This window comes from Hwangdonia seohaensis (genome assembly GCF_031932625.1).
Classification (GTDB): domain Bacteria; phylum Bacteroidota; class Bacteroidia; order Flavobacteriales; family Flavobacteriaceae; genus Hwangdonia; species Hwangdonia seohaensis.
Genome location: NZ_JAVSCK010000002.1, coordinates 752,846 through 777,485 on the forward strand (window position 1 = coordinate 752,846; position 24,640 = coordinate 777,485).

Genomic DNA, 24,640 nt, shown 5'->3' on the forward strand with positions numbered 1-24,640 from the left:
CTTTGAGTGATTTTTAGAATTTAATATTTCGCCATTTACTTGATTGAGTTGGCGCAATTTTTTGAAGCGTTTCTTTAAGGCTAGAAATATTCACATTTGGTCCGTTTGAGAAAATCTGCTCAATTTCATCGGCTTTGGCATCAAAAAAAGTACGCAAAACAAAGGAGTTTGGTCGGCGGCTATTCATGGTTTTAAATGTCATTAAAGCATCGGCCACCTGCTCTTTTCCGCCTTTTGCATCATCACCCATTATATCCAATCCATTAATATGATAGTCATACATAACAGTTCTGTACTCTTTAAAAGTTGGCGATAGCACATTGTCAATCAATGCAAACCTGCTTTGTAAACCATCTTCAATTTTCCAACCTTTAAAGTTTTCTTGTTGCGAATAATTGGTAATGGTTTGCGCCTGTGCATAATAGGAATCGCCGCCATTTTCCGAAAACGAATCGGCATCTATGGCTAAAATCATATAAATGTGAAACGCCAAAACCGAGACAAGGTTTGATTCGAATTGTGTTGGATTGAAAGTGAGATTTTGAAACTCCAAATACCTGAATGAAAAATCCTTATCGTTAAAATTATAAAGTGGTGTGCTGTAAGAAGACCCAAAAACGGGGCGCGATGACTGCACTTGCAGGGTTCCTTGAAACGCTTCGCCGCTAAAGTTGGTAATACTAATAACCATACTGCAATTGATACGTTCTTGATTTGCATAGGTTTTGTTGGTCCATTTGGTATTGTTTACAAACTCGTTTAATTGCTTTTCAAGTGTTTTAAAAATTTGAAGATTTTCATTTCCGGTTTGCAAAGCATTAACCACAACGTTGCAGTTTAACTCTTGCGAAAAGCCATTGACACCAAAACTAACCAATAAAATAAATATAATATTACGCATCAATTTGTTTTATAATTTCGTTTAATAAATCTTTTGCAACCTCGGTTTTGGACTTTAATTGAAATTTGGTTATGTTTTCGTTTTCATCAATAAAAGTCACTTTATTGGTTTCCGTTTTAAAACCTGCGCCTTTATCGTTTAACGAATTTAAAACAATTAAATTTAATTGCTTTCTTTTTAATTTTCCAATTGCATTTTCAAGTTCGTTTTCGGTTTCTAACGCAAAACCAACCAAATACTGCTGTTTTTTAATTTGACCTAAAGATTCTAAAATATCCTTGGTTTTTGTCAGCTCTATGTTTAACGCTGAATCCTTCTTTTTTATTTTTTGAGCGGCTGCTTCTTTTGGTTTAAAATCGGCTACAGCTGCCGAAAGTATAGCAATATCTACATCTGCAAAATACCTGTGAGCGGCATCGTACATATCTTGTGCACTGATAACGGGTACAACCTCAATTAAAGCGTGATTTACTTTTTGATGCGTTGGTCCGGTAATTAAAACAACCGATGAGCCGAGATTGGCCGAAGCTTTCGCAATTTCAAAACCCATTTTACCGCTGGAATGATTGCCTATAAAACGAACCGGATCGATGGCTTCGTAAGTTGGTCCTGCGGTGATTAAAACTTTTTTTCCGTGTAGCGGCAATTTATCTAAAATATCGTTTTCAATAAAAGCGATAATATCCTCGGGTTCTGCCATGCGCCCCTCGCCCACTAAACCACTTGCCAATTCGCCGCTTGTTGCCGGAATCATAATATTTCCGAAGGCATCAAGTTTTTCAAATGATTTTAAGGTTGACGGATGTTTGTACATATCCAAATCCATCGCCGGTGCAAAGTAAACCGGACATTTTGCCGAAAGGTAGGTTGCTAAAAGTAAATTGTCGCAAACCCCATTTGCCATTTTGGAAAGCGTGTTTGCCGTGGCCGGAGCTATGATGAAATAATCTGCCCAAAGTCCTAAATCGACATGATTGTTCCACATCGCATTATCATCTTCTTCATTTGTAAAAGAAGAATAGACTGGATTTTTTGAAAGAGTTGATAAGGTTAAAGGTGTTATAAAATCTTTGGCTGAAGGCGTCATAACAACTTTTACGTTGGCGCCCGATTTTACAAATAACCTAACTAGTGAAGCTGTTTTATAAGCGGCAATACCACCACTAATTCCCAATAGTATGTTCTTGCCGCTTAGAATACTCATAATTATTTTATTCCTGAGAATCTTCCTCGGTATTTCTGTGGTAAATTTTATCGGTTAACCATTCCTGTACCGCTAACGCATGAGGTTTTGGCAACTTTTCGTAAAATTTAGAAACCTCGATTTGTTCTTTGTTTTCAAAAATTTCTTCAAGACTATCGTTGTAAGTGGCAAATTCTTCCAACTTATCAATAAGTTCTTTTTTAATTTCCGAATTGATTTGCTCAGCGCGTCTTGCGATAATAGAAATTGATTCGTAAATGTTTCCCGTTGGCTCATCAATTTGATTTCTATCGTAAGTAACCGTATTAACAGGAGCGTTGGTTTTTTTTAAGTCCATTGACATAATTATTTAACTTTTAGTGCTGTAATTTTTTAATGCTTCATCCATTTCCAAAACCATAACATTTATAGCTTCGGTATATTTTGAGTTTGGATATTTATTTTTGAATGCTTCGTAGTATTCCTTAGCCGTTATTAAACGATTTTGCTTTTTGTACTCTACACTATTGATGCCCAATTTATAGGCAGAATCGAGCTTGTAAAACAAGGCGTCTTCTCGCAAACTAGAACCCGGGAAATCGAAAATAAAATTATCAAACGATTTTATAGCGGCTTCCAACTCTGTAGAAGTAAAGGCAATTTTATTGTATTGCTTAGCGATTTCAAACGCTTTCTTTTCTAATTTATAATCCAGTTCTTTAACCAATATATTAGCTTCTACGCTATATTCAGACTCAGGGTACAAATTGATAAAGGCTTGAAGTTTTTCGATGGCTTCAACCGTTTCTTTTTGATCTTTGGAATAAACCGGAGAAAGCATATAGTGGCTTTTAGCACTTAAAAAAGCGGCCTCTTCTACCTTTTCACTATTGGGATAACTCGATGCAAAACGTTCAAATTGATAACCGGCCACATAGTAATCCTTGGTTTTATAAAATGTATTGGAATATAAATACATTAATTTTTCAGCTTGGGGCTTCCCTCGGTAATTTGGTACAATTTGCGCAAAAAGCTTGTTGGCTTTTGCGTATTTACCTTCGTTATACAAGGCTTCACCCATTTTAAATTTAGGAGCAATCTCTTCGTTTTTTAAAACTTTTTGATACTCGCTACAAGAGCTAAAAATAGAAATGGTAATTATGATATAAAAAAACTTCTTCATAGATTTTAAAACAGAATGCAAAATTAAGGTATTAATATGGATTTTAAAAATATAATTTCTCTGCTAAAATAAATGTTGAAATGTAGTAACCACACGGTTTAAGTTATATTTAACATTACTTAAATGTTTTAATAAATGAAGCAATTTTTTCTTTTAAGGAATTTGATGCCGGAACCAATGGCAACCTTACGGTATCTTGACAAAGATTTAAGGCTTCAAAAACAGCTTTAATACCTGCTGGATTATTCTCTTCAAAAATATGGCCAACCACATCCATTAATTTAAAATGAATGGCGTATGCCGCTTTGGCTTCGCCCTTTAACCCCAAACGAACCATGTTTGAAAACGCTTTAGGAAAGGCTTGTCCGATAACCGAAATAACACCTGCTCCACCGGCCAAAACCACACCCAATGCCAAATCGTCGTCACCGGAAATAATTAAAAAATCTTCGGGTTTGTTTTTTAACAATTGTAAATATTGCGCAACGTTATTCCCAGCTTCTTTAACGGCTACAACATTTTTAAAATCGTTTGCCAAACGCAACGTGGTTTCCACTTCCATATTTTTTGAAGTACGCCCAGGAACGTTGTACAAAATAATATCTGTGGGGCATGCTTCAGCAATCGCTTTAAAATGCTGGTACAACCCTTCTTGTGTTGGTTTGCTGTAATATGGCGACACCGATAAAATGGCATCAATACCACTTAAATCGGTTGCTTTTATTTCTTCAACTACTGATGCTGTATTATTACCGCCAATACCTAAAACCAGTGGCAACCGACCATTATTAGCTTTCGATATGGTGTTAACAACAGCCTGCTTTTCTTCTTTAGTAATGGTAACACTTTCTCCCGTTGTACCACAAATTACAAGGTAATCGGTGCCGTTTTCAATATTGAAATTAACAATATTCGCCAAGGCGTCATGGTCTATACTCAAATCAGTTTTAAACGGTGTAACCAATGCCACTCCAGTACCTAAAAACTTACTGCTCATTTTTAATTTTATTTAATATGGTTAAGTATTTATGCACTTCGGCTTTAAATACGTTAAATTCTTTTATGTTGGTGTTTATTATTAAATCGTTCAATCGATCATCGGTTTGCAAAATGCCTATTTTGAATTGCGCTTCAGATTTTGCCGTAAGCAACTTTAATTCCAAATCTTCAGTTGTATAGTAACTAATCAACACATCAAACTTTGTGCTTAAAAACGTTTGCAATTCTATATTTTTAATGGTGCCGCTCCACCCAAAATCCTTAGGGTTGTAACAGGCATCCCAAGAACTTATGGTGTCTCTTTTATTTGCCGAAAACGCAATTATTTTAAGTCTATTTGGGCGTACGTTTATATGATCTGCCAAGGCCCTAAACAATTCAAAATCATCAACTTCGTCAATATTTAAGATAACACCCAAACTTTTAACCTCGCTGTCGGTAACGCTTACTTCGCGTTGCGACAACAATTTGTTAAGGTGCTTTTTATTAGATTTTTCTTTAAAACCTTTTAAAATCATTTATCTTTATCCTTTTCGCAAAGGTAGCAAAAGTACATTCAAAAAATCGTTTCGTATATGAGGTTCACACATTTTATTTTTTTGTTATATATTTTTATTTTTTTGGGTTGCAAGCAAGAAAAACTGCACTTGACTAAAATTGAAGGCAAGCAAATTCAGATTACCGATAGCATAACGCCTAACGCCGAAATCGAAACGTTTATCAAACCTTTTAGGGATAATATCCAAAAGGATTTAGATAGTGTTTTAGCGTATTCAGTAAGTACCTATTCTAAAACCGATGGCCATTTAAATACGGCCGTTGGTAATTTTATGGCCGATGCCGTTTACAGTGAGGCCAATCCTATTTTCAAAAAAAGAACCGGTAAAAATATCGATATGGTTTTGTTGAACCATGGCGGCATTCGTTCAGTTTTACCAAAAGGAAATGTTACCAAAAGATCCGCTTTTAAATTGATGCCTTTTGAGAACAGCATTGTAGTTGTGGCGCTAAAAGGCACTCAAGTAGATAGTATTATCTCTTATTTAAAATCCAAAAAAAGAGCGCATCCCATTTCCAAATTAAAGCTAGTGCTTGATAAGGATTATAATGTTTTTGAAGCGAAAATAAACGGAGAATACATAAATAAAAATAAAACCTATTATGTGGCTACCAACGATTATTTATACAATGGTGGCGATAATATGTCGTTTTTTAAAACCAACGACAGCCTGTATAATTTAAACTATAAATTAAGAAATGCCCTAATAGATAAATTTACGAAGTTAGACACCATAAATCCCGTGATTGACGATAGGTTTATTCAATTAAAATAGTTTAAGAATATATAATATTGGGTTATTTAATCCATGCATAAAAAACAGTTTAAAAACAAAATGAAACGCAGAGATTTTATACAACAAGCCACGGCGGGAACCGCATTAGTAACCCTTGGTAGTTTAGGGTTGCAGTCGTTTACTTCGTCCATAAAAACATCAAAAATCACTATTTTACACACCAATGATGTGCACAGTCATATTGATGCTTTTGGACCAGAGGATGGCAGGAATGCCAACAAAGGCGGTGTAGCGAGAAGAGCGGCTTTAATTGAAGCTATCAGAAACGAAAATCCAAACACCTTACTTATGGACGCCGGCGATATTTTTCAAGGAACACCGTACTTTAATTATTATGGTGGCGAGTTGGAGTTTAAGTTAATGAGCAAGCTAAAATACGATGCGGCAACCATTGGCAACCACGATTTTGATAATGGTATTGAAGGTCTGTACGCCCAATTGCCGCATGCCGAATTTGAATTTATATCATCCAATTACGATTTTTCAAACACCATAATGGACACCCATGCCAAACCGTATAACATATTTAAAAGAGACGGCATTAAAATTGGAGTTTTTGGTTTGGGAATTGAGTTAAACGGATTGGTTGACCCGTCTATGTTCAAGGAAACCAAATATTTGGATCCTATTGAAACAACTCAAGAAATGACCAGGATTCTTAAAGAAGATGAGCAATGCGATTTAATAATCTGTTTATCGCATTTAGGCTATAATTACCGAAATAGTGACACAAAAATAAGTGATTTAAAACTGGCCGCTGCCACAAAAAATATAGATTTGATTATTGGCGGACACACCCATACTTTTTTGAAAAAACCAACCGTTGTAAAAAATATTGAAGGTGAAAATATGCTAGTAAACCAAGTGGGTTGCTATGGCATTAATCTTGGTAAAATAGATTTTTATTTTGATGCTGATAAAAACAAAGCGGCAAATGGCACATCTATAATTGTTTAGGCGAAAATATTATCGGAATTATAACTGTCCTGAGGTTTGTTTTGGGTAATTGCACTTTTGTTTTCAACCATTATATAAGTTAACAACAGATAAATGCCAATGGCGTAAATAATCCTTTCCAACATTACAAAACTCCAGCTGTACACGTAGTATAAACTAACATAGCTCAGAATTGTAGAAAAAACCAAACATAAGGCTACCATTAAAAAGAGAATGGAAAGTTTGGTGTCGTTTGCCAAATATTTACCGAAGGCCAAAAAGACCAGCAGTATTAACGAAAGGTTTTTTACACCAAACAAAAGCACCTCGAAGCTATCGGGTACAATGGCTTTTAAAATACCGTAAAAAGTGTATAAAAAATAAGCGTTTATTAAAAACACAACTACTAAATAAGTGCCAACTACCTTGTCGATATTAAAAAACCTAAACTTGGAAAGTGCTATTCCTATTAAACTCATATAGCTTAAAAAGTAAAAAACACTAGAAGCTTTAAAGAATAATTCGTTTTCAAAAAATGCCAATGAGACATCACCTAAAAACGAAAACAGAAAAAACAAAATAAAAGGAAGACTCAGCGTTTTATACTTCATAAAAAACAAAATCAACAAAGCAGGGATAAAAAACACTTTTGTGGTTTGTAAAAATAGGGCTTCTTCACTAAAAGCGCCAATAATATTTACAGAAACCAAAAGCAATAATGCGCCAAAAAACAACTTATTAAAGCTAAGTATGAACGAATTTTTCATGGTATTTTATATAAGTAGGTTAAACAAATATAAAAATAAAAACCAATTACAGCGATAAAATCGTGCTTTTTGTCGATTATTTTGTTAGTATTTAGTGTTTTAACGATAAAAAACACATAACCGCAAAAAAGAAACCTTATTAAATATGTCCTACTCATAATAATTGTTAAAACATGAAAAAAAACATATCGTTAATTTTAAGAATACTTGTGGCTGTTATTTTAATTCAGACCCTTCGTTTTAAATTTACAGCACATCCAGATAGCGTATATATTTTTAAAACGATTGGGTTAGAGCCTTTTGGGCGAATAGCCATAGGTATTTTGGAGCTTATTGCCGGGGTTTTACTATTAATACCTAAAACGGTTTGGTTAGGTGCGGGCTTAACCATTGGTTTGATGTTTGGTGCAATTTTCATGCATTTAACCCAACTTGGGATTGCCATAAATAACGATGGTGGAGTTTTGTTTTTTACTGCGGTTATTACTTTTATACTAGCCTCTGTAATACTTTACCGCTTCCGCAAAGACATACCATTTATCAACAAAAAGATGTAATTGGTTGATTTATCCCGCTGCTAAGACTTCTTCTGTTTCATCCTCAAGTTTTGATTGTTGAAATAAAAAAAAGAATGCCAAAACAAACAAGGACACAAACATAAAGTTTAGTAGATTTTGATTGGCTATATATATGTATGCAATATTGATAACTTCGCTAAAAACAATACATATAGCGCCCAGAAATAAGAATAACGATTTTTTATCACCTTATAAAAATAATTTAAGAGAGACACCGAGAGCACCAAAAGTATCAAAATATTATACGAGATTTCTAAAATATACTCTACCGATAAGCTTAATGATGGAGAAATAATTTTAAACAACACATACCCCATATACGAACTTAAAATGGCGAGCACTATTACCTGTACCTTAAATCTTTTTATAACCTCCTTAAAATTTATGGATCTATATATCTCTATCAACAAAAACACATAAGCCGCTACACACAGTGTATTACAGATATAATAGTACGTTTGGAAAACCATGGCATCTTTTACAAATAGCATGAGTTCGGGGATGGAATAGCATATTAAAAAAAGGCTGAAAAAAAGAGTTTTCTTCTTAACTGAAATAAAATAAAGCAGCGTAATAAGCGGAATAATAAGCACACTAATTTGAGTGGCAACGGATGAGTATTCAAAGAATTCAAATCCCACAAATAAGATATAAACCAAACTTATAAATCCTATTAAAACCTTAGAAATAATCATGGCTGTAAAAATTAACACACAAATTTAACAAAATATACAACTAAGCCTAGACATTGTTAACCTTTTTAAGTTAATTAAAATAAATTGTTGATGATTTTATAATAAACAGCTGGTTACGTTATTGGGTCTTTAATTTTATTAACCTTTACATGCTTTAAATTTGATTGCTGATATAGAAAATAAAAAGCCAAAACAAACAAGGACACCGATAAAAAATTAAATATATTTTGATGTATTACGTACATATAAGCCACATTGATTACTTCGCTAAAAACAATACATAAAGCTCCAAAAAAGAAGAATAATGATTTTTTATCATCTTTATAAATATAATTTAATAATGCTACCGACAGCAGCAAAAGCATTACCACATCATAACTTATTTCTATCAAATATTGAGTTGTAAACTCTATATAAGGACTTATAGTTTCCTGCAAAACATAGGCTATATATATGTTTAAAATTGTAAGCACCACGATATGTATTTTGAAATTCTTTAAAACATGTAAAGTACAAACCGATTTACAGACTTCAATTAAAAGAAAAGCATACGATAACATGCTTAAAATATTTCCAGATAAATAAAAATAGAAATAAGGTATATAATCAATGATGAAAACAATTAATTCCGACAGGGAATAAAACACTAAAAACAAACTAAAAAACAGTGTTTTTGGATATACCGAAACAAAATAAAGCACTGCTATTAAAGGGAATACAATGGAACTAAAGCTTTCTGCCACAACCTCGTTACCACTAAATTGAAAAACAACAAAGAGGATATAAGCTAGCATAATTAAACCTATCAAGATGTTCGACTTGAACTTAACAGCTTTTATAGTCATGTTACAAATATAAACAAATTCTACAATTAAACGGAATTAAAATGTATTTTATCGATGAAAATTGAAATTTATTTTATTTTTTGTAAGAATTCGTATTCGTTTATAATATCTATATTTAGTTGTTCGGCCTTTAGTTTTTTACTTGGCCCCATATTGGCACCCGCAACTATATAACTCGTTTTTGATGAAATGGAGCTACTCACCTTGCCACCGTTGTCTTCGATAAGTTTTTTTAAATCGTTTCTGGATATAGATTCAAAAACACCTGTTACCACAATGGATTGCCCTTGTAAAATATCGGTTTGCCCTTTAAGTTGATCGGCAGACATTTCCAACTGAACTCCAAACTGTTTTAGCCTATTTAGAATAATAACATTCTTTTCATCTTGAAAAAAAGCTGTTACGCTTTGAGCTATTTTAATGCCAATTTCATCAACATTTACCAAATCTTCTTCTGAAGCATTAGCAATAGCATCAATACTTTTGTAATGTTTAGCTAACTTTTTTGCAACCGTTTCTCCAACAAACCTAATGCCCAAGGCAAACAAAACACGCTCAAAAGGAATTTGTTTTGACGCTTCAATACCCGAAACCAAGTTTTCGGCACTTTTTTCTGCCATGCGCTCTAAAGGCATTACCTGTGCTTTTGTTAACTCGTATAAATCAGAATAATTATCAATCAAACCTTCGTTAACCAACAGCGCTACGGTTTCGCCTCCCAATCCTTCAATATCCATGGCTTTTCTGGATATAAAATGTTGTATGCGACCAATTATTTGAGGTTTACAACCATTGTAATTGGGGCAATAATGCTGGGCTTCACCTTCTTGTCGTATCAATTCGGTGTTACATTCAGGGCAATGGGTAATGTATTGGGTTGGGACAGAATGCGGTTTCCGATTTGTTAAATCCACAGCAATTATTTTTGGGATAATTTCCCCGCCTTTTTCAACAAAAACCATGTCCCCTACCCTAATATCCAATTTTTCTATTTGATCGGCATTGTGTAACGATGCCCGCTTTACGGTTGTACCGGCCAACTCAACGGGTTCTAAATTGGCCACAGGGGTGATGGCTCCCGTACGACCAACTTGATACGTAATCTCGTTTAACCGCGTCGAAACCTGTTCTGCTTTAAATTTATACGCCATAGCCCAACGTGGTGCTTTTGCGGTATAACCCAATTCTTCTTGCTGTTGCAAACTATTCACTTTAACAACCACACCATCGGTTTCGTACGGCAAATCGTGTCGATGTACATTCCAATAATTTATAAACTCCAAAACTTCATCGATTGAATGAGCAAGTTTTGCAGCATCTGGAACCTTAAACCCCCATTGTCTGGCTTTTTCCAAACTTTCAAATTGCGTTTTAATGCCTAAATTGGAGCCCGTAATATTGTACAGTAAACATTCCAGCGGCCGTTTTGCAACTTCTGCGCTATCCTGTAGTTTTAAACTTCCAGACGCCGTATTTCTTGGGTTTCGGTAAGGTTCTTCGCCCAACTCGATACGTTCCTCGTTCATTTTATGAAACCCGTCAAAGGGCAAAACGATTTCACCACGAATATCAAATTTTGGCGGATAATCTCCCTTTAATTGTAATGGCACCGATTTTATGGTCTTTACGTTTGCCGTTACGTTATCACCTTGAAATCCGTCGCCACGGGTTACTGCTTTGGCCAATAGTCCGTTTTCGTAAGTTAAACTTATAGAAGCGCCATCGTATTTAAGTTCGCAAGTGTATTGAATAGCCCCATCGACCAACTTTTTAATGCGGGTTTCCCAATCTTGCAGGTCTTCTTTTGAATACGAATTATCCAACGAATACATACGGTGCTCGTGTGCAATGGTTTCAAAATTTTTGGTTACTTCGCCCCCAACGCGTTGTGTTGGTGAGTTGGCATCAAAAAACTCGGGATGTTTTGCTTCCAGCTCTTGGAGCTCCTTTAGTTTTATATCAAAATCGTAATCTGAAATGGTGGGATTGTCAAGCACATAATAATTGTAATTGTGTTCCCGTAATTCGTTGCGCAGGTTTTGTATGTGTTGTTTTATGTTCATTTTTTGTTTGCCACAATTTATGGTTTTTTGACTGCATACCGTGACTGCATACTGCCAACTATATTTTGCTCCCTTTTATCATTCTATCTTTTCTAAAGATATCCTGTTTTAGTTCGATATTTTTAAATCGTTTGTCATTTAACAACCGAATCATATCGTTGCCAAGATATTCATTAATTTCAAAAAAGAGCATACCGTTATCGCTTAATTTATGGGTTGCAAAACGCGAAATGGCGTCGTAAAACAATAACGGGTTTTCATCTTTTACAAACAGCGCCAAATGTGGCTCGTTATTTAAAACATTGTTTTTTATTTGCATTTTTTCCTGCTCGCGCACATACGGCGGATTGGAAACGATGATATCAAATTTTATATTTTCAAACCCTAAATCCCAAACAGCTTCGGTTTTGGCCCTCTGGTCTTCCGCCCTTAAAATATCAGCTTCAATAAATTCAATTTCCACTTGGTTTAATTCGGCATTTTGCTTGGCAATTTTTAAAGCTTTTTCACTTACATCCAAAGCATAAACTTTGGCGTTTGACAAGTTTTTAGCCAAAGAAATAGCAATGCAACCACTTCCCGTGCCTATATCTAAAATTCTGAATGCTTTACTTTTGCCACCCTCAGTGTGATAATTTTGGATATTATTTTTGAATTCTGAAATCACCCATTCCACCAATTCTTCGGTTTCCGGTCGTGGTATCAAAACATTTTTATTTACTTTAAAGGGCAAGCCAAAAAACTCGGTTTCGCCTAAAATATATTGAATGGGCTTTTCTTGTTTTAAAGCTTCCAAAGCATTCAAAATTTCATCTTTGTTTTCTATTTTAAAATCGGGTGCCATGGCCAATTGTATTCTAGAAATTTTATAATAGGAATCTATCAGCATAAAAAAGAAACTATCTACTTCTTCTTTATTGTAAATAGTATCCAACGCTTCGTGAAATTTATTTTGAATGTCCTTTACTGTCATAATTCCTTTATCATCCAAACACCACAAGAATAGTGTCCTGTATTTCCCAACGCGCCTTTTAAATGTTTAAAACCACTGCTTTCATAAATATGAATGGCCGCTTTAAGCTGTGGTGCCGATTCTAAATAACACCGTTTGTAACCCATTTTTTTTGCAGCTTCCATACATTTTTCAAACATTAATTTACCATAACCCTTCCCTCTTATTTTTGGTGAAAAATACATTTTTTGAATTTCGCAAACCTCCGCTTCAAAATCCTTTAAAGGCTTAATGCCACCACCGCCCAAAACAACACCGTTATCATCAATAACATAGTAAACATCGTTGGCGTTTTGATACGATTCGTACATTCTTGGGGTTTCATCATCCGCATATGCCGTACCTTCCAACGGGATTTTAAACTCGTGAAAACACGCTCTAATAACGGCTTCAATTTGCGCGTTATCTTCGGGCCTAATTTCTCGAATAACTATAGTATCTTTACTCATTTAAAACAGACTTTTTATGCAAGTGAAGATACTTAAATATAAAAACCCGCAAATAAAGATGTTGATTATTTTATCAACAATGTGGATTGTTTTATCGGGTTGCTCTGTAAAGGAAAAACCTGTGTTTTTAAATGTTGAAAACATAAAAGTTGTTGAATCGACTTCAAAATATATTACCATTACTGCTGATGCCCTATTTTTAAATCCGAATGATATTGGTGGTGCTTTAAAAACCGATGAAATAAAGGTGTTTGTTAACGATAATGAAATGGCCACCGTTTCTACCGAAAGTTTTAATGTCCCGGCCAAAAAAGAATTCGCCATTCCTTTAAAGGCCAATGTGCCTACCGATAGTATTTTTAGCAATAAAAACCTTGGCGGATTACTTGGCAGTTTGTTTAGCAAACAACTAAAAGTGCAATATAAAGGCGATATAATATATAAGGTTTTCGGATTTTCGTATACTTACAATATTGACAAAACCGAGCATGTAAAGATTAAGTTATAATATTGGCAAACCACGAAACATACATAAAACGCTGTTTACAAATTGCTGTAAACGGCTTAGGATTTACCAGACCAAATCCTATGGTTGGCGCTGTTATTGTTTATAATAATAGCATTATTGGCGAAGGTTATACCAGTAAATACGGCGGCAATCATGCCGAGGTAAATGCCATTAATGCGGTTGCCGACAAATCATTATTAAAAAAAGCTACGCTGTATGTAACTTTAGAACCCTGTTCGCATTTTGGAAAAACACCACCCTGCAGCGATTTAATTATTAAGCACCAAATACCAAATGTGGTTATTGGTTGCGTTGATGACAATGAAAAGGTGGCGGGAAAGGGCATCGAAAAACTTAAAAACGCTGGCTGCAACGTTACGGTTGGTATTTTAGAAAACGAATGTAAAAATCACCATAAACGATTTTTTACGTTTCACAACAAAAAACGACCGTATATTATTTTAAAATGGGCCGAAACCGCTGATGGTTTTATAGCGCCAAAAACAAAAAACGAACAAAAACCCGTTTGGATTACCAATGCGATTTCAAGACAATTGGTACACAAATGGCGCGCCGAAGAACAAGCTATTTTAGTGGGAACCAATACCGTAATTCAAGATAACCCGAGTTTAACAACTAGAGATTGGAAAGGACAAAACCCAATTAGGGTCGTGATTGATAGAGACAACAAGCTATCAAACGAATGTGCTGTGTTTAACGATGACGCTGAAACCATTGTTATTGACAAAAGCACCATTGACTTTACAAAAAATATAGCAAAACAGATTTGCACTTTACTTTATAAAAAAAACATAAACTCCATTATTATTGAAGGCGGTGCAAAAACACTACAAACCTTTATAAACGAAAATCTTTGGGATGAAGCACGGGTGTTTACCGGAAGTGCTCTGTTTACCGAAGGTGTTAAGGCACCACAATTTAACGGCAAAGTAATTTCGGAAGAAAAAATAACGACCGATAATCTTAAAATTTATATAAATGATTAAAACCATAATATTCGATTTTGGCAACGTATTTATCAATTTAGATATAAACGGTGCCTTACAACATGCGCTAAACACTTTTAAAATTGAAACGCTTTCTGATGAAATGATAGCCATAAACAGCTTATACGAGCAGGGATTAATGTCTACCGATGAGTTTTTAGGGTTTTATGCTGAAAATTTCCCGGAGCTTTCAAAAGAAGAACTCATTGAGGTTTGGAATTTTATGTTGAAAGATTTCCCAGAACACCGATTGGCATTTTTAAAGGAACTAAAAGCAACTTCAAAATACAAACTCATCTTATTAAGCAACACGAATGCACTTCATATTGATTGGATTATAGAAAACATTCCGTTTTACGAAAGTTTTAAAAACAGCTTTGATGCTTTTTATTTATCGCACGAGATTCAATTAAGAAAACCAAATAATGATATTTTTGAATTCGTTTTAAACGAAAATAAAATAAAAGCCAACACATGTTTGTTTATCGACGATAATGAAGATAACATAAAAACCGCCGAAGCTTTAGGCTTTAAAACATGGCACATTAACCCAGACACCGAAGATGTTGCAAATCTTTTCAATAGTAAAACCCATTTATTTGACTGAAAAAGACACATATAAAACAATTAAAAAATCAACTGAAGCTGTTTTATTTAAAGATAAAAACAGTAAGTTTTTTGGTTACGCCTACCCCATAACTTCTGAAGACGAGGTAAAGCTCCATATAAACAATTTAAAAAAAGAGCATCACGCTGCAAGACATTGGTGCTATGCCTACCAAATAGGAACGGAAAATATAAGCTATCGGGCAAACGACGATGGCGAACCCAATAATTCGGCAGGTATGCCCATTTACGGGCAAATACAATCCTTTGATGTGACCAACATTCTAATTGTTGTTGTGCGTTATTTTGGCGGTGTTAAATTAGGTGTTGGAGGATTAATAAACGCCTACAAAACCACAGCACAATTAACTCTGGAAGCTTCTAAGATTTTAAAAAAAACCATAAATGTAGATTATCTTATTACGTTCGATTACAAAAATATGAACACGGTAATGCGTATTATCAAAGAAAAAAACCTGAACATTACCAATCAAAAATTAGAACTGGATTGCCAAATAACAATATCGGTCAGAAAAAAAGATGCTTTACAGGTTTTTGAAATTTTCAACAACCTTTTTGAAATAGTTATTAAAGAAATATAAATTTCCTATTCTAAAGCATCCAAAAGATATTGAGGCGCTTTAACGGGTTTATTGGTTTTGGCATCAACAAACACCAATGTGGTTTCAGCAGTTGTTAAAATTTCGCCTTTTTCATTCGTAATTTCATACTCAAATTCAATTTTAACAGAAGGTGTTTTTTTTAGTTGAGTTTTTACATTAATCAGCTCATCATAACCTGCTGATTTCTTATAGTTTATACACATTGAAACCACAGGAAGCATGATACCTTTTTCTTCCATAGATTTATATGTTAACCCATACTTACGCAACCACTCCGTTCGTCCTTCTTCAAGATATAATGCGTAATTACCGTAATATACGATTCCCATTTGGTCTGTTTCACCATATCTCACTCTAATTTGTATTTCATCGATTTTCATAAGCAGAATTAAATAATTTTTTGTAGTTTCGGCTAGAGCTTAAACATGAGGAAAAAATTCTAAAAATTCAATAGCAAATGATTTTTTTTTTAAGAATTTTGTTCACATATTTGCCAAACAGAATGAGGGTAAGGAATTCGAAAAATTTCTCTCAAATTTAAACTAACAAACAAACTACAACGCCTAAAAATGAGTAAAACTGCGCAATCGGTATGGAATAATTGTCTTGAATTTATAAAGGATAATATTCAGCCGCAAGCATATAAAACTTGGTTCGAGCCAATAAAAGCAGTTAAACTTACAGACAACGCTTTAAGCATTCAGGTACCAAGTAAATTCTTCTACGAATGGCTTGAAGAGCACTATGTAAAAATCCTTAAAGTATCTTTAACTAAAGAGTTGGGTGAAAAAGCCAAACTGGTTTACATTATTAAAATGGAAAACACGTATGGCAACAAACAACCGTTTACCGAAAAAATTCCAAGTGCGAACCGAAGTGCCGTAAAAGCGCAGGATGTTGATATTCCTTTAAACAATAAAAACCCTGAATTGCGCAATCCGTTTGTCATTCCAGGCATTAGAAATGTAAAGATCGAGTCTCAGCTCAATCCTAATTATAGCTTCGAAAACTTTTTAGAGGGCGACTCAAACCGTTTGGCACGAAGCGCAGGATTAGCTGTGGCAGCCAAACCAGGTGGCACATCATTTAACCCGCTGCTTATTTTTGGTGGTGTTGGTTTAGGCAAAACGCATTTAGCGCATGCCATTGGTGTTGATATTAAAGACAAATATCCCGAAAAAACGGTTTTATATATTTCTGCTGAAAAATTTACGCAACAATATATAGACTCGGTAAAAAAGAACAATAGAAATGATTTTATTCATTTTTATCAAATTATCGATGTGTTGATAATTGACGACGTGCAATTCCTTTCCGGGAAATCCGGAACTCAGGATGTGTTTTTCCACATATTCAACCATTTACATCAAAACGGAAAACAAGTTATATTAACAAGTGATAAAGCGCCTGTTGATATGCAAGATATCGAGCAGCGTTTACTGTCTCGTTTTAAATGGGGCCTTTCGGCGGAATTGCAAAATCCCGATTTTGAAACCCGCGTTTCCATATTAAAAAACAAACTCTATCGCGATGGCGTTGAAATGCCAGATGATATTATTGAGTATGTTGCCAAAAACATTAAAACCAACGTTAGGGAATTAGAAGGTGCCATTATTTCGTTAATTGCACAATCCTCATTCAATAAAAAAGAAATTACCATTGAGCTCGCAAAACAAATCGTTGAGAAATTTGTTAAGAATACAAAGCGCGAGGTTTCCATCGATTATATTCAAAAAATTGTATCCGATTATTTTCAAATGGATGTCGATACACTGCAATCTAAAACCAGAAAACGCCATATTGTACAGGCAAGACAACTGGCTATGTTTTTTGCTAAAAAACTAACAAAAGCATCGTTAGCAAGTATTGGCTCTCAAATTGGTAAACGCGACCATGCTACTGTGCTGCACGCCTGCAAAACGGTGGACAACCTATCTTCAACCGATAAGCAATTCAGAAAATATGTTGAAGATATCACAAAAAAATTATCGGTTTAACACCTAAAACTATCGCTTTCGCGGAATACTATTATGACTAAAATTCTTATGGTTTGTTTGGGTAATATTTGTCGTTCGCCTTTGGCCGAAGGTATTATGCGCTCTAAACTTCCTAACCATACATATTTGGTAGATTCTGCCGGAACAGCAAATTATCATATTGGCAAAGCTCCTGACCCGCGCTCCATTAACGTAGCAAAAAAATATGGATTAAACATCTCCCATTTAAAAGGCAGGCAATTTAGTGTTTCGGATTATGATGCCTTTGATATTATTTATGTGATGGACGAATCGAACTTTAAAAACGTTATTGCTTTAGCTAGAAATGATGAAGACATGGCCAAGGTAAAGTTTATTTTAAATGAAGTTTATCCCAACCAAAACTATAATGTTCCGGATCCCTATTACGGTGGTGATGAAGGTTTCGAGAATGTTTTTAAAATGCTCGACGAGGCCTGCGACAACATTGTAAACAAGTTAAACCACTAGTAATTAGCATAAAAGAGCATCTTATTTATTAACTTTACGAGAAAAGATGCATCATGAAACCACAACTTCCAGTCATAATTTTTTGCTGTTTTATATTTTTCGGGTTTTCGCAAACTGTGGAACTGCAAAGCTTTGGGCCTTATTTTTCAAATCCCGTTGAAATTGTAAATGCAGGCGATAGCAGACTTTTTATTGTAGAAAAAGCAGGCGTGATAAAAATTCTAAATGCCAACGGCACAGTTAACCCCACACCATTTTTAAATATTTCAAGCTTAGTTGGCTCTGGTGGAGAACGCGGATTATTAGGTTTAGCTTTTGCCCCGGATTACACAACGTCTGGTAGATTTTATGTGAATTACACCGATAATACAAGCACAACAAAACCCAACACCATTATTGCGAGATATACGGTAAGTACAAACCCAGATGTGGCCAACACATTTGAAACCAGATTGCTTACAATAAACCAACCTTTTGAAAATCATAACGGCGGGAAACTAGCTTTTGGGCAAGATGGCTTTTTATATATCGCAACTGGTGACGGAGGAAGTGGTGGCGACCCAGGAGATAGAGCGCAAAACACCAGTTCGCTTTTAGGCAAGCTTTTGCGAATAGATGTCAGCGGAAGTACGTACAGCATTCCCGGTACAAATCCGTTTTCGGGTTCTGCGAACGGAGCCGATGATCCGCGTCCGGAAATTTATGCTGTGGGCTTAAGAAATCCTTGGAAATTTTCATTTGATACATCGAATGGCGATTTATGGATTGCCGATGTTGGGCAAAATGCTTTTGAAGAAATAAACAAAGTAACGGGCTCTGGCACCCCAGGTGATAATTACGGCTGGAGGTGTTATGAGGGCAATAACCACGTTTATAATGATAGCGGCAACTGTCCCGCAAACTTTAACGAGACCATTGCTCCTGTTGCTGAATACGCCCATGTGGGAAGCGGATGTTCTGGTTCGGTAACTGGTGGCTACGTGTACAGAGGCACCATGTTTCCTAGTTTTATGGGCAAGTATTTTTTTGCCGATTATTGCAAACAACAAATCGGTATCTTAACCGATACCGGTTCCAGTTGGTCCATGGCTATGCAAACACCAAATATTACTCGGGGTTGGACATGTTTTGGAGAAGATTATAACGGCGAACTCTATATCGCTGGTGGCTCTAATGTTTATAAAATAATCGACCCAAATTTAAGTACAGATGTACCTGGCTCGATTCAAATCAAATTGTATCCCAATCCAGCAAATAGTAGTATTTCCATCGATTTATCCTCAAAATTCAATTCGGTAGAATCCATTTCTATTTATAATATTCACGGTCAAAAAATTAAAACCTTTTCAAAATCAAACAAACAAATCCTGAATATTTCTACTAAAAATTACCGTAGTGGTTTATATTTTGTAGAGATTTGTACTAACAAGGCATCAAAAATTGTAAAAAAGCTTATAATCAATTAAATGGAAAATCAACTTGGTCATTTATACCTTATCCCAACCACATTAGGCGATACGGCTCCTCTTGAGGTTTTACCCATATCGGTAAAAAAAGTTATTGAAGACGTAAACACTTATATTGTTGAAAACGAAAAAACCGCTAGACGATTCATAAAAAAAATAAGTTCGGGAAAATCGCAATCGGCATTACATATGTTTCATTTAAACAAATTTACCGATGCTCTCGAATTGCCCGAGTTTTTAGAACCTTGTTTAAAAGGCACCAATGTTGGGTTATTATCTGAAGCGGGTTGCCCGGGTGTAGCAGATCCTGGAGCAGATGTTGTAAAACTTGCGCATCAAAAAAACATAAAAGTTATCCCTTTAGTTGGGCCGTCTTCCATTTTAATGGCGATGATGAGCTCTGGAATGAACGGACAAAGCTTTGCCTTTAATGGCTATTTGCCCATTGATAAAGCTGAAAGAAAAAAGGAAATAAAACGCTTGGAGCGCTTATCGTTTGAGCAAAACCAATCGCAGATTTTTATTGAAACACCTTACCGAAACAATAAAATGATTGAGGATTTGAGCCAAATATTAGACAACAATACCGATATATGTGTGGCTTGCGATATTACGCTGCCTACCGAGTTTATTAAAACACAACACGCAAATGCCTGGAAAAAAAATATGGTAGACTTTCATAAAAGACCTACCATATTTATTATTCATAAAAGTTAGTTTTCCCTAACTAAAACGCATTAAATTTTGTTTCTATTATATGGCTTTAGCCTTTCTATCGGGCTTTACAAAAGAGGTGTCGTAACCCGAAAAACGTTTCATGTAATACTGAACCGTTGTACCATATCCATCTGTAAAATTATCTAAACCGTAGCTTCTTAAATATTTTTTAACGCTACCGGGACCAGCTAAATGTGCTGCGGCTAAAATACCGGATTCTGTTACAACCACACCATTAATTCGTTTTCCAACGAAGTTTTTAATGTCACGTCGTAAAATCCATTTGTTACGCGCTGCATTTGCTATAAATGCCTTTTCTTGAAGTGCCGGGTTTTTTAAAAATTTTGCTGGATTGTCAATACCAATCAATTTTAACGTAGAAGCGCCAAATTGATATTTGCCCAAGTATCCAAAAGTGTTTACCGAAAAGTAATCGCCTCCAGATTCCTTAAAAGCCAAAGCTTCCTTAAAACCTACAAATGATTTCCCTAAGTACGGAGCGAATGATTCATTGGCATCGTTTAACGCTAAATCATCATCATTAATATTAGCATCTGAACCTACGGTGTAGTCTAAAACCAAACCTTCAGTTGAGTACTTACTTAAATCTATCGTTTCATCAGATGAAAACGAGCTATACAATAGAATACATATTGTAAGTGCGAGGGTTAAGTAACTTGCAATACTTTTTCTCATAAATTTTAAATTTCTTCAGTGTCATTTAATTTAAAGAACACTTGAAAATTTGAGCGTGCAAAATTAGGCTTTTTTTTAATTAATTCAAAATTAATCGATTATATGTTATTTTTAGTAGTACAATAGATGAAATACACAGCCTTTTCTATTGAATTCCAAAGCTGGAAATGGCACCTTTAAGACATTAAAAATTTTAAAAACAGATTTCAAAAAACGCGAGTTCGTCCTAATTTTATTCAAATTTACATCAAAACTCAAATAGAATTGCCGTTGCCTATTTTTATTTGTTAACAAGCCGTTGTCAACATCTTTTATTCCTTGTAACATCCCGTCAGCACTATAACCAACGGCAAGGCTGAGCCATTTTGGAAATTTACTTTGCTTAAAAAAATCGTGCAAATTGGCACTCAACCAATAAGTTTGTCCGTTATAATCCTTTAAAACTTGCTCTAAAAATCCATCGCCTAATTTATCTGGTGCTTGCGACGCATATTTTGTTTGATGAAAAGAAAATTTTAAATGGATGCGTTGTTCGTTCCAAAGTAATTCTTGACCAACATATAAGCCCGTTCCGGAAGCATTTGCAACAATATCGCCCCAAGAAAAGCCCCATTCTTGCGAAAATCCGTCTAAAATTTCAACCGTTGCAAGGAACCCAAATCCCAGAGTTGCTCCATAAATTAATTGGTCTTTTTTGCTTACACCGCTCCAATTTAAAGCCTGCGCTCCATACCTTCCTATTTGATACGATGCGAACACATGTCCCATTTTATCCATTTGCAACCATTCACTATTATCGTTGATGGTATGAAATTTAGAGCGTTCAAAATCTGAATACCACAATTGGTTTAAGCCAATTAAGGTAATACCTGCCAGAGAAGCTTCGGTAATAACCACAGCATTTCGTCTGGGTTTGTTAAGGGTATCGCTTGGTGTTAAAAAAGTGTCGAGCTTAGTTTGCGAAAATGAAAAAGAGGATATAAAAACAATGAAAAACAGATATTTAAAGGAATTAAATACCACTATCGTCTTATCCCGGTATTGTTTATCCAACGGATGTATTCTTGTCTATTTCGGTTATGCTGCGCTAAGGTTTTAGCAAATTTATGATAGCCAAAATTTTCAACGTTTACTACAAAATAATAGTAGTTGTGCTTTTCGTAATTTAAAACAGCATCGATGGACGACACATCCGGCATGGTTATTAAACCAGGTGGTAAACCAGCGTATTTATACGTATTGTATGGCGAATCTATTTCTAAATCTTTATAAAGCACACGTTTTATAACCTGCTCAAAATCACCGGTTTTTTTCTTTAATGCGTAAATTACCGTTGGGTCTGCCTGCAAAGGCATTCTCTTTTTTAATCGGTTTATATAAACACCGGCAACCCGTGGTCGCTCATCTACTTTTGCGGTTTCTTTTTGAACAATCGAAGCCAATGCTATCACTTCATCTTGGGATAAACCAATGGCTTTTGCTTTTGCCATTCTGGAATCGTTCCAAAAACGGTTATACTCTGTTAACATGCGACTGGTAAACTTTTCAGCCGAAGTATTCCAGAAAAACTCATAACTATTGGGAATATACATGCCTAAGGCCGTTTCTTCCTTAAAATGGCTTTCAGTCAAAAAAGTTTCATCTTTCATAGCATTTAAAAGCGCTATGCTATCGGCTTCAATTTGAGATGCCACCCGACCTGCCAATTTTTCAAGGGTCTCCTGGTTGTTAAAAGACACTTTAACCGGTATATTATTGCTTCGAATGGAATTAATAATATCGTTGTTGCTCATGTCCTTTTTAATGGCGAAACGACCAGCCTTAATATTATTGACATATTTTTTTTGTTCAGCCAGAGCATCAAACTTATCGATATCTTTAAGTAATGGCACCAACTGCTCACGTACATTATCGTATGTATCGGTAGATTTTATATAAATATAAGCCGTATCGTTATTAAAGGCCGTGTTTGGCACAAACATGGTACTATACACATAATATGCAAAATAAGCCGCTAGGGCTAATCCAATAAATACGATGGCTAAGAGAATTTTTTTGATGTACATTTAATTGTTTATAAGCTGAAATAAATATTCGTTTTTATAAGAACCGCTAACGTAGTTCCAATCTTTTTTTAATCCGACTTCCTTAAACCCTTGTGTTTTAAAAAGTTTAATACTGGTTTCGTTTTCTTCAGAAATATTACAGTATAATTGATGCAAACCCAAATGTGTGAAGCTGTATTTAACCAACAGTTGCAATGCTTCGCTGCCGTAACCTTTTTTTCTATCGGTATCGTCTTTAATTAAAATACCAACGCCTGCCCTCTTGTTTTTAAAATCGAAATCGAATAAATCAATCAATCCTAAGGCATCTTCATTGTAACTTGTAACCACCAATCGCAATTGTTTCACTTCAAAAATATCTTTTTGCCCATGCTCTAAATACTGCTTGATTAAAAATCTAGAATACGGGGTTTGTGTGTTGCTGATTTCCCAAACCGATTCGTCGTTTTCAATAGCATAGATAAACTCTAAATCCTCAGGTTCTAAAGCACGTAAGTATATATTTTTGCCTTTTAGGGTTATCATATTTTGCCTTGAAAAACTAATTTTGCAGGCCCTATGAGCCAAACATTGTTATAAACGCCATTTTCTTCTTTAAACGACACCTGCAAATCGCCACCTTGAGTTTGCAACGTAATCAGGTTTTTTTCGGTTTCCCCAATGTAGTGCATCGCCAAAGCTACTGCGGTAACACCGGTTCCGCAAGACAGAGTTTCATCTTCAACCCCGCGTTCGTAGGTTCTTACTTTAAATACGGCGTTTGAAATTTTCTTAACAAAATTCACATTACTTCCCGCCTTATTATAGGGCGCACCGTAACGAATTTTTGCGCCTTTGGTTTTAATATCAAAGCCATCAATCTGATTCTCAAATTGCACATGGTGCGGCGACCCCGTATCTAAAAACACGTGTTGCTTGTGTTTTTCAATAACATCAACATTTTGCATTTGTAGCTTTACAATATCGCCATTTATGGTGGCGTGGTGCAAACCGTCAATCGCCTCAAAAACGGCTTTGTTTTTTATAACACCCAGTTGTTTGGCAAAAGCCACTAAACAGCGACCCCCATTGCCGCACATGGAGCTTTGATTTCCATCGGCGTTGTAATACACCATTTTAAAATCCAATGTATTGTGATTTTCAAGAAGAATAAGTCCGTCAGCACCTATGCCAAAACGTCTGTCGCAAAGGGATGCAATCAGTTTGGTATTGTTTTTGTCGAATGTTTGTTGACGATTATCTATCATCACAAAATCGTTTCCCGTACCCTGATATTTATAAAAAGTTTGTCGCATAATTATAATGACAAATATATAAATATTAAATCGGTTTTCTGATTGTTAAATAGCCGTTAAATGACGCGTTAAAAATCGTTAAAATTAAATGTCAAATTCAATAAATATTTAATTTTAATCGTTAAATAATTCCCCGCTTAATGGGAACAACCTTTTAAAATGAAACCTCACAAAACCTGAGGGATAATTAACAATAAATAAAAC

Annotated in this window: 28 protein-coding genes; 11 read left to right on the top strand and 17 right to left on the bottom strand. The window is 35.1% G+C overall.

The genetic code is table 11. From position 1 onward, the window contains the following. Positions 1 to 13 precede the first annotated feature (13 nt). The 6 genes from porD to RNZ47_RS08555 all read right to left on the bottom strand — a co-directional run bounded on the left by porD (position 14) and on the right by RNZ47_RS08555 (position 4,784). Positions 14 to 901 (bottom strand): type IX secretion system protein PorD, encoded by an 888-nt coding sequence (porD, locus tag RNZ47_RS08530; RefSeq protein WP_311938828.1) that lies wholly within the window; start codon positions 899 to 901, stop codon positions 14 to 16. After that, positions 894 to 2,105 carry a bifunctional phosphopantothenoylcysteine decarboxylase/phosphopantothenate--cysteine ligase CoaBC gene (gene coaBC / locus RNZ47_RS08535; RefSeq protein ID WP_311938830.1) on the bottom strand — a complete coding sequence of 404 codons (1,212 nt, stop codon included), beginning with the start codon at positions 2,103 to 2,105 and terminating at the stop codon, positions 894 to 896. Before coaBC ends, porD begins: the two co-directional genes overlap by 8 nt. A 7-nt stretch (positions 2,106 to 2,112) precedes the next feature. After that, a complete protein-coding gene (locus tag RNZ47_RS08540) occupies positions 2,113 to 2,442 on the bottom strand; it encodes a DNA-directed RNA polymerase subunit omega (protein ID WP_311938832.1) in 330 nt (109 codons plus the stop codon). A 12-nt stretch (positions 2,443 to 2,454) separates the two neighbouring features. Then, positions 2,455 to 3,267, bottom strand: coding sequence for an outer membrane protein assembly factor BamD (locus RNZ47_RS08545; RefSeq protein ID WP_311938834.1), 813 nt, complete (start codon positions 3,265 to 3,267; stop codon positions 2,455 to 2,457). Positions 3,268 to 3,382: 115 nt separating this feature from the next. Further along, positions 3,383 to 4,264 carry a 4-hydroxy-tetrahydrodipicolinate synthase gene (dapA, locus tag RNZ47_RS08550; RefSeq protein ID WP_311938836.1) on the bottom strand — a complete coding sequence of 294 codons (882 nt, stop codon included), beginning with the start codon at positions 4,262 to 4,264 and terminating at the stop codon, positions 3,383 to 3,385. After that, positions 4,254 to 4,784, bottom strand: coding sequence for a DUF6913 domain-containing protein (locus RNZ47_RS08555; protein WP_311938838.1), 531 nt, complete (start codon positions 4,782 to 4,784; stop codon positions 4,254 to 4,256). The genes dapA and RNZ47_RS08555 overlap by 11 nt, the downstream gene beginning before the upstream one ends. Before the next feature lie 129 nt (positions 4,785 to 4,913). Between RNZ47_RS08555 and RNZ47_RS08560 the strand changes: the two genes are divergently transcribed. Both RNZ47_RS08560 and RNZ47_RS08565 read left to right on the top strand, forming a co-directional pair. Next, a complete protein-coding gene (locus RNZ47_RS08560; protein ID WP_311938839.1) occupies positions 4,914 to 5,600 on the top strand; it encodes a 5'-nucleotidase C-terminal domain-containing protein in 687 nt (228 codons plus the stop codon). 60 nt (positions 5,601 to 5,660) lie between these two features. Further along, positions 5,661 to 6,578 (top strand): bifunctional metallophosphatase/5'-nucleotidase, encoded by a 918-nt coding sequence (locus RNZ47_RS08565; protein WP_311938841.1) that lies wholly within the window; start codon positions 5,661 to 5,663, stop codon positions 6,576 to 6,578. On the opposite strand, the gene RNZ47_RS08570 is transcribed toward RNZ47_RS08565, so the two are convergent. Continuing rightward, positions 6,575 to 7,324, bottom strand: a complete 750-nt coding sequence (locus RNZ47_RS08570; RefSeq protein WP_311938843.1) for a hypothetical protein — start codon at positions 7,322 to 7,324, stop codon at positions 6,575 to 6,577. The two genes, RNZ47_RS08565 and RNZ47_RS08570, sit on opposite strands and share 4 nt — an antisense overlap. A gap of 173 nt (positions 7,325 to 7,497) precedes the next feature. Between RNZ47_RS08570 and RNZ47_RS08575 the strand changes: the two genes are divergently transcribed. Beyond that, positions 7,498 to 7,881: a DoxX family protein gene (locus RNZ47_RS08575; RefSeq protein WP_311938845.1), complete on the top strand. Its 384-nt coding sequence runs from the start codon at positions 7,498 to 7,500 to the stop codon at positions 7,879 to 7,881. A gap of 829 nt (positions 7,882 to 8,710) precedes the next feature. Here the strand turns inward: RNZ47_RS08575 and RNZ47_RS08580 are convergent. The 4 genes from RNZ47_RS08580 to RNZ47_RS08595 form a co-directional block, all read right to left on the bottom strand. After that, positions 8,711 to 9,391, bottom strand: a complete 681-nt coding sequence (locus tag RNZ47_RS08580; protein ID WP_311938848.1) for a hypothetical protein — start codon at positions 9,389 to 9,391, stop codon at positions 8,711 to 8,713. A gap of 119 nt (positions 9,392 to 9,510) precedes the next feature. Then, positions 9,511 to 11,505 carry an NAD-dependent DNA ligase LigA gene (ligA, locus tag RNZ47_RS08585; RefSeq protein WP_311938849.1) on the bottom strand — a complete coding sequence of 665 codons (1,995 nt, stop codon included), beginning with the start codon at positions 11,503 to 11,505 and terminating at the stop codon, positions 9,511 to 9,513. A gap of 58 nt (positions 11,506 to 11,563) precedes the next feature. Beyond that, entirely contained in the window at positions 11,564 to 12,478 is a 915-nt protein-coding gene (prmC, locus tag RNZ47_RS08590) for a peptide chain release factor N(5)-glutamine methyltransferase (RefSeq protein ID WP_311938851.1), read from the bottom strand. Further along, positions 12,475 to 12,966, bottom strand: a complete 492-nt coding sequence (locus RNZ47_RS08595) for a GNAT family N-acetyltransferase (RefSeq protein WP_311938852.1) — start codon at positions 12,964 to 12,966, stop codon at positions 12,475 to 12,477. The genes prmC and RNZ47_RS08595 overlap by 4 nt, the downstream gene beginning before the upstream one ends. A gap of 16 nt (positions 12,967 to 12,982) precedes the next feature. Here RNZ47_RS08595 and RNZ47_RS08600 point away from each other — a divergent pair, with 16 nt between their 5' ends. The 4 genes from RNZ47_RS08600 to RNZ47_RS08615 are packed head-to-tail and all read left to right on the top strand — an operon-like array spanning position 12,983 to position 15,689. Continuing rightward, positions 12,983 to 13,474, top strand: a complete 492-nt coding sequence (locus RNZ47_RS08600) for an LEA type 2 family protein (RefSeq protein ID WP_311938854.1) — start codon at positions 12,983 to 12,985, stop codon at positions 13,472 to 13,474. 2 nt (positions 13,475 to 13,476) lie between these two features. Then, entirely contained in the window at positions 13,477 to 14,481 is a 1,005-nt protein-coding gene (gene ribD, locus RNZ47_RS08605; protein WP_311938856.1) for a bifunctional diaminohydroxyphosphoribosylaminopyrimidine deaminase/5-amino-6-(5-phosphoribosylamino)uracil reductase RibD, read from the top strand. Continuing rightward, positions 14,474 to 15,088: an HAD family hydrolase gene (locus RNZ47_RS08610; protein ID WP_311938858.1), complete on the top strand. Its 615-nt coding sequence runs from the start codon at positions 14,474 to 14,476 to the stop codon at positions 15,086 to 15,088. The genes ribD and RNZ47_RS08610 overlap by 8 nt, the downstream gene beginning before the upstream one ends. Next, a complete protein-coding gene (locus RNZ47_RS08615; protein WP_311938860.1) occupies positions 15,081 to 15,689 on the top strand; it encodes an IMPACT family protein in 609 nt (202 codons plus the stop codon). The genes RNZ47_RS08610 and RNZ47_RS08615 overlap by 8 nt, the downstream gene beginning before the upstream one ends. 5 nt (positions 15,690 to 15,694) lie before the next feature. Here RNZ47_RS08615 and RNZ47_RS08620 read toward each other — a convergent pair whose 3' ends face one another. Continuing rightward, a complete protein-coding gene (locus tag RNZ47_RS08620; protein ID WP_311938861.1) occupies positions 15,695 to 16,090 on the bottom strand; it encodes an acyl-CoA thioesterase in 396 nt (131 codons plus the stop codon). 189 nt (positions 16,091 to 16,279) lie between these two features. Between RNZ47_RS08620 and dnaA the strand changes: the two genes are divergently transcribed. The 4 genes from dnaA to RNZ47_RS08640 are packed head-to-tail and all read left to right on the top strand — an operon-like array spanning position 16,280 to position 20,379. Further along, positions 16,280 to 17,707, top strand: coding sequence for a chromosomal replication initiator protein DnaA (dnaA, locus tag RNZ47_RS08625; RefSeq protein ID WP_311938863.1), 1,428 nt, complete (start codon positions 16,280 to 16,282; stop codon positions 17,705 to 17,707). A gap of 33 nt (positions 17,708 to 17,740) precedes the next feature. Then, positions 17,741 to 18,196, top strand: a complete 456-nt coding sequence (locus RNZ47_RS08630; protein ID WP_311938865.1) for a low molecular weight protein-tyrosine-phosphatase — start codon at positions 17,741 to 17,743, stop codon at positions 18,194 to 18,196. A 53-nt stretch (positions 18,197 to 18,249) separates the two neighbouring features. Further along, the gene (locus RNZ47_RS08635; protein WP_311938867.1) at positions 18,250 to 19,662 is read left to right on the top strand and encodes a PQQ-dependent sugar dehydrogenase; all 1,413 of its coding nucleotides are present in this window, start codon (positions 18,250 to 18,252) and stop codon (positions 19,660 to 19,662) included. Then, the gene (locus RNZ47_RS08640; RefSeq protein WP_311938869.1) at positions 19,663 to 20,379 is read left to right on the top strand and encodes an SAM-dependent methyltransferase; all 717 of its coding nucleotides are present in this window, start codon (positions 19,663 to 19,665) and stop codon (positions 20,377 to 20,379) included. Between the two features lie 36 nt (positions 20,380 to 20,415). On the opposite strand, the gene RNZ47_RS08645 is transcribed toward RNZ47_RS08640, so the two are convergent. The 5 genes from RNZ47_RS08645 to dapF form a co-directional block, all read right to left on the bottom strand. Beyond that, positions 20,416 to 21,075, bottom strand: coding sequence for a peptidoglycan-binding protein LysM (locus RNZ47_RS08645; protein WP_311938871.1), 660 nt, complete (start codon positions 21,073 to 21,075; stop codon positions 20,416 to 20,418). Between the two features lie 111 nt (positions 21,076 to 21,186). After that, on the bottom strand, positions 21,187 to 22,128 hold the full coding sequence (locus RNZ47_RS08650) for a DUF2279 domain-containing protein (RefSeq protein ID WP_376717817.1): 942 nt from the start codon (positions 22,126 to 22,128) through the stop codon (positions 21,187 to 21,189). Continuing rightward, positions 22,098 to 23,141, bottom strand: a complete 1,044-nt coding sequence (mltG, locus tag RNZ47_RS08655; RefSeq protein WP_311938873.1) for an endolytic transglycosylase MltG — start codon at positions 23,139 to 23,141, stop codon at positions 22,098 to 22,100. Before mltG ends, RNZ47_RS08650 begins: the two co-directional genes overlap by 31 nt. Next, positions 23,142 to 23,666 (bottom strand): GNAT family N-acetyltransferase, encoded by a 525-nt coding sequence (locus RNZ47_RS08660; protein ID WP_311938875.1) that lies wholly within the window; start codon positions 23,664 to 23,666, stop codon positions 23,142 to 23,144. Continuing rightward, positions 23,663 to 24,436 carry a diaminopimelate epimerase gene (gene dapF / locus RNZ47_RS08665; RefSeq protein WP_311938876.1) on the bottom strand — a complete coding sequence of 258 codons (774 nt, stop codon included), beginning with the start codon at positions 24,434 to 24,436 and terminating at the stop codon, positions 23,663 to 23,665. Before dapF ends, RNZ47_RS08660 begins: the two co-directional genes overlap by 4 nt. Between the last annotated feature and the right edge of the window lie 204 nt (positions 24,437 to 24,640).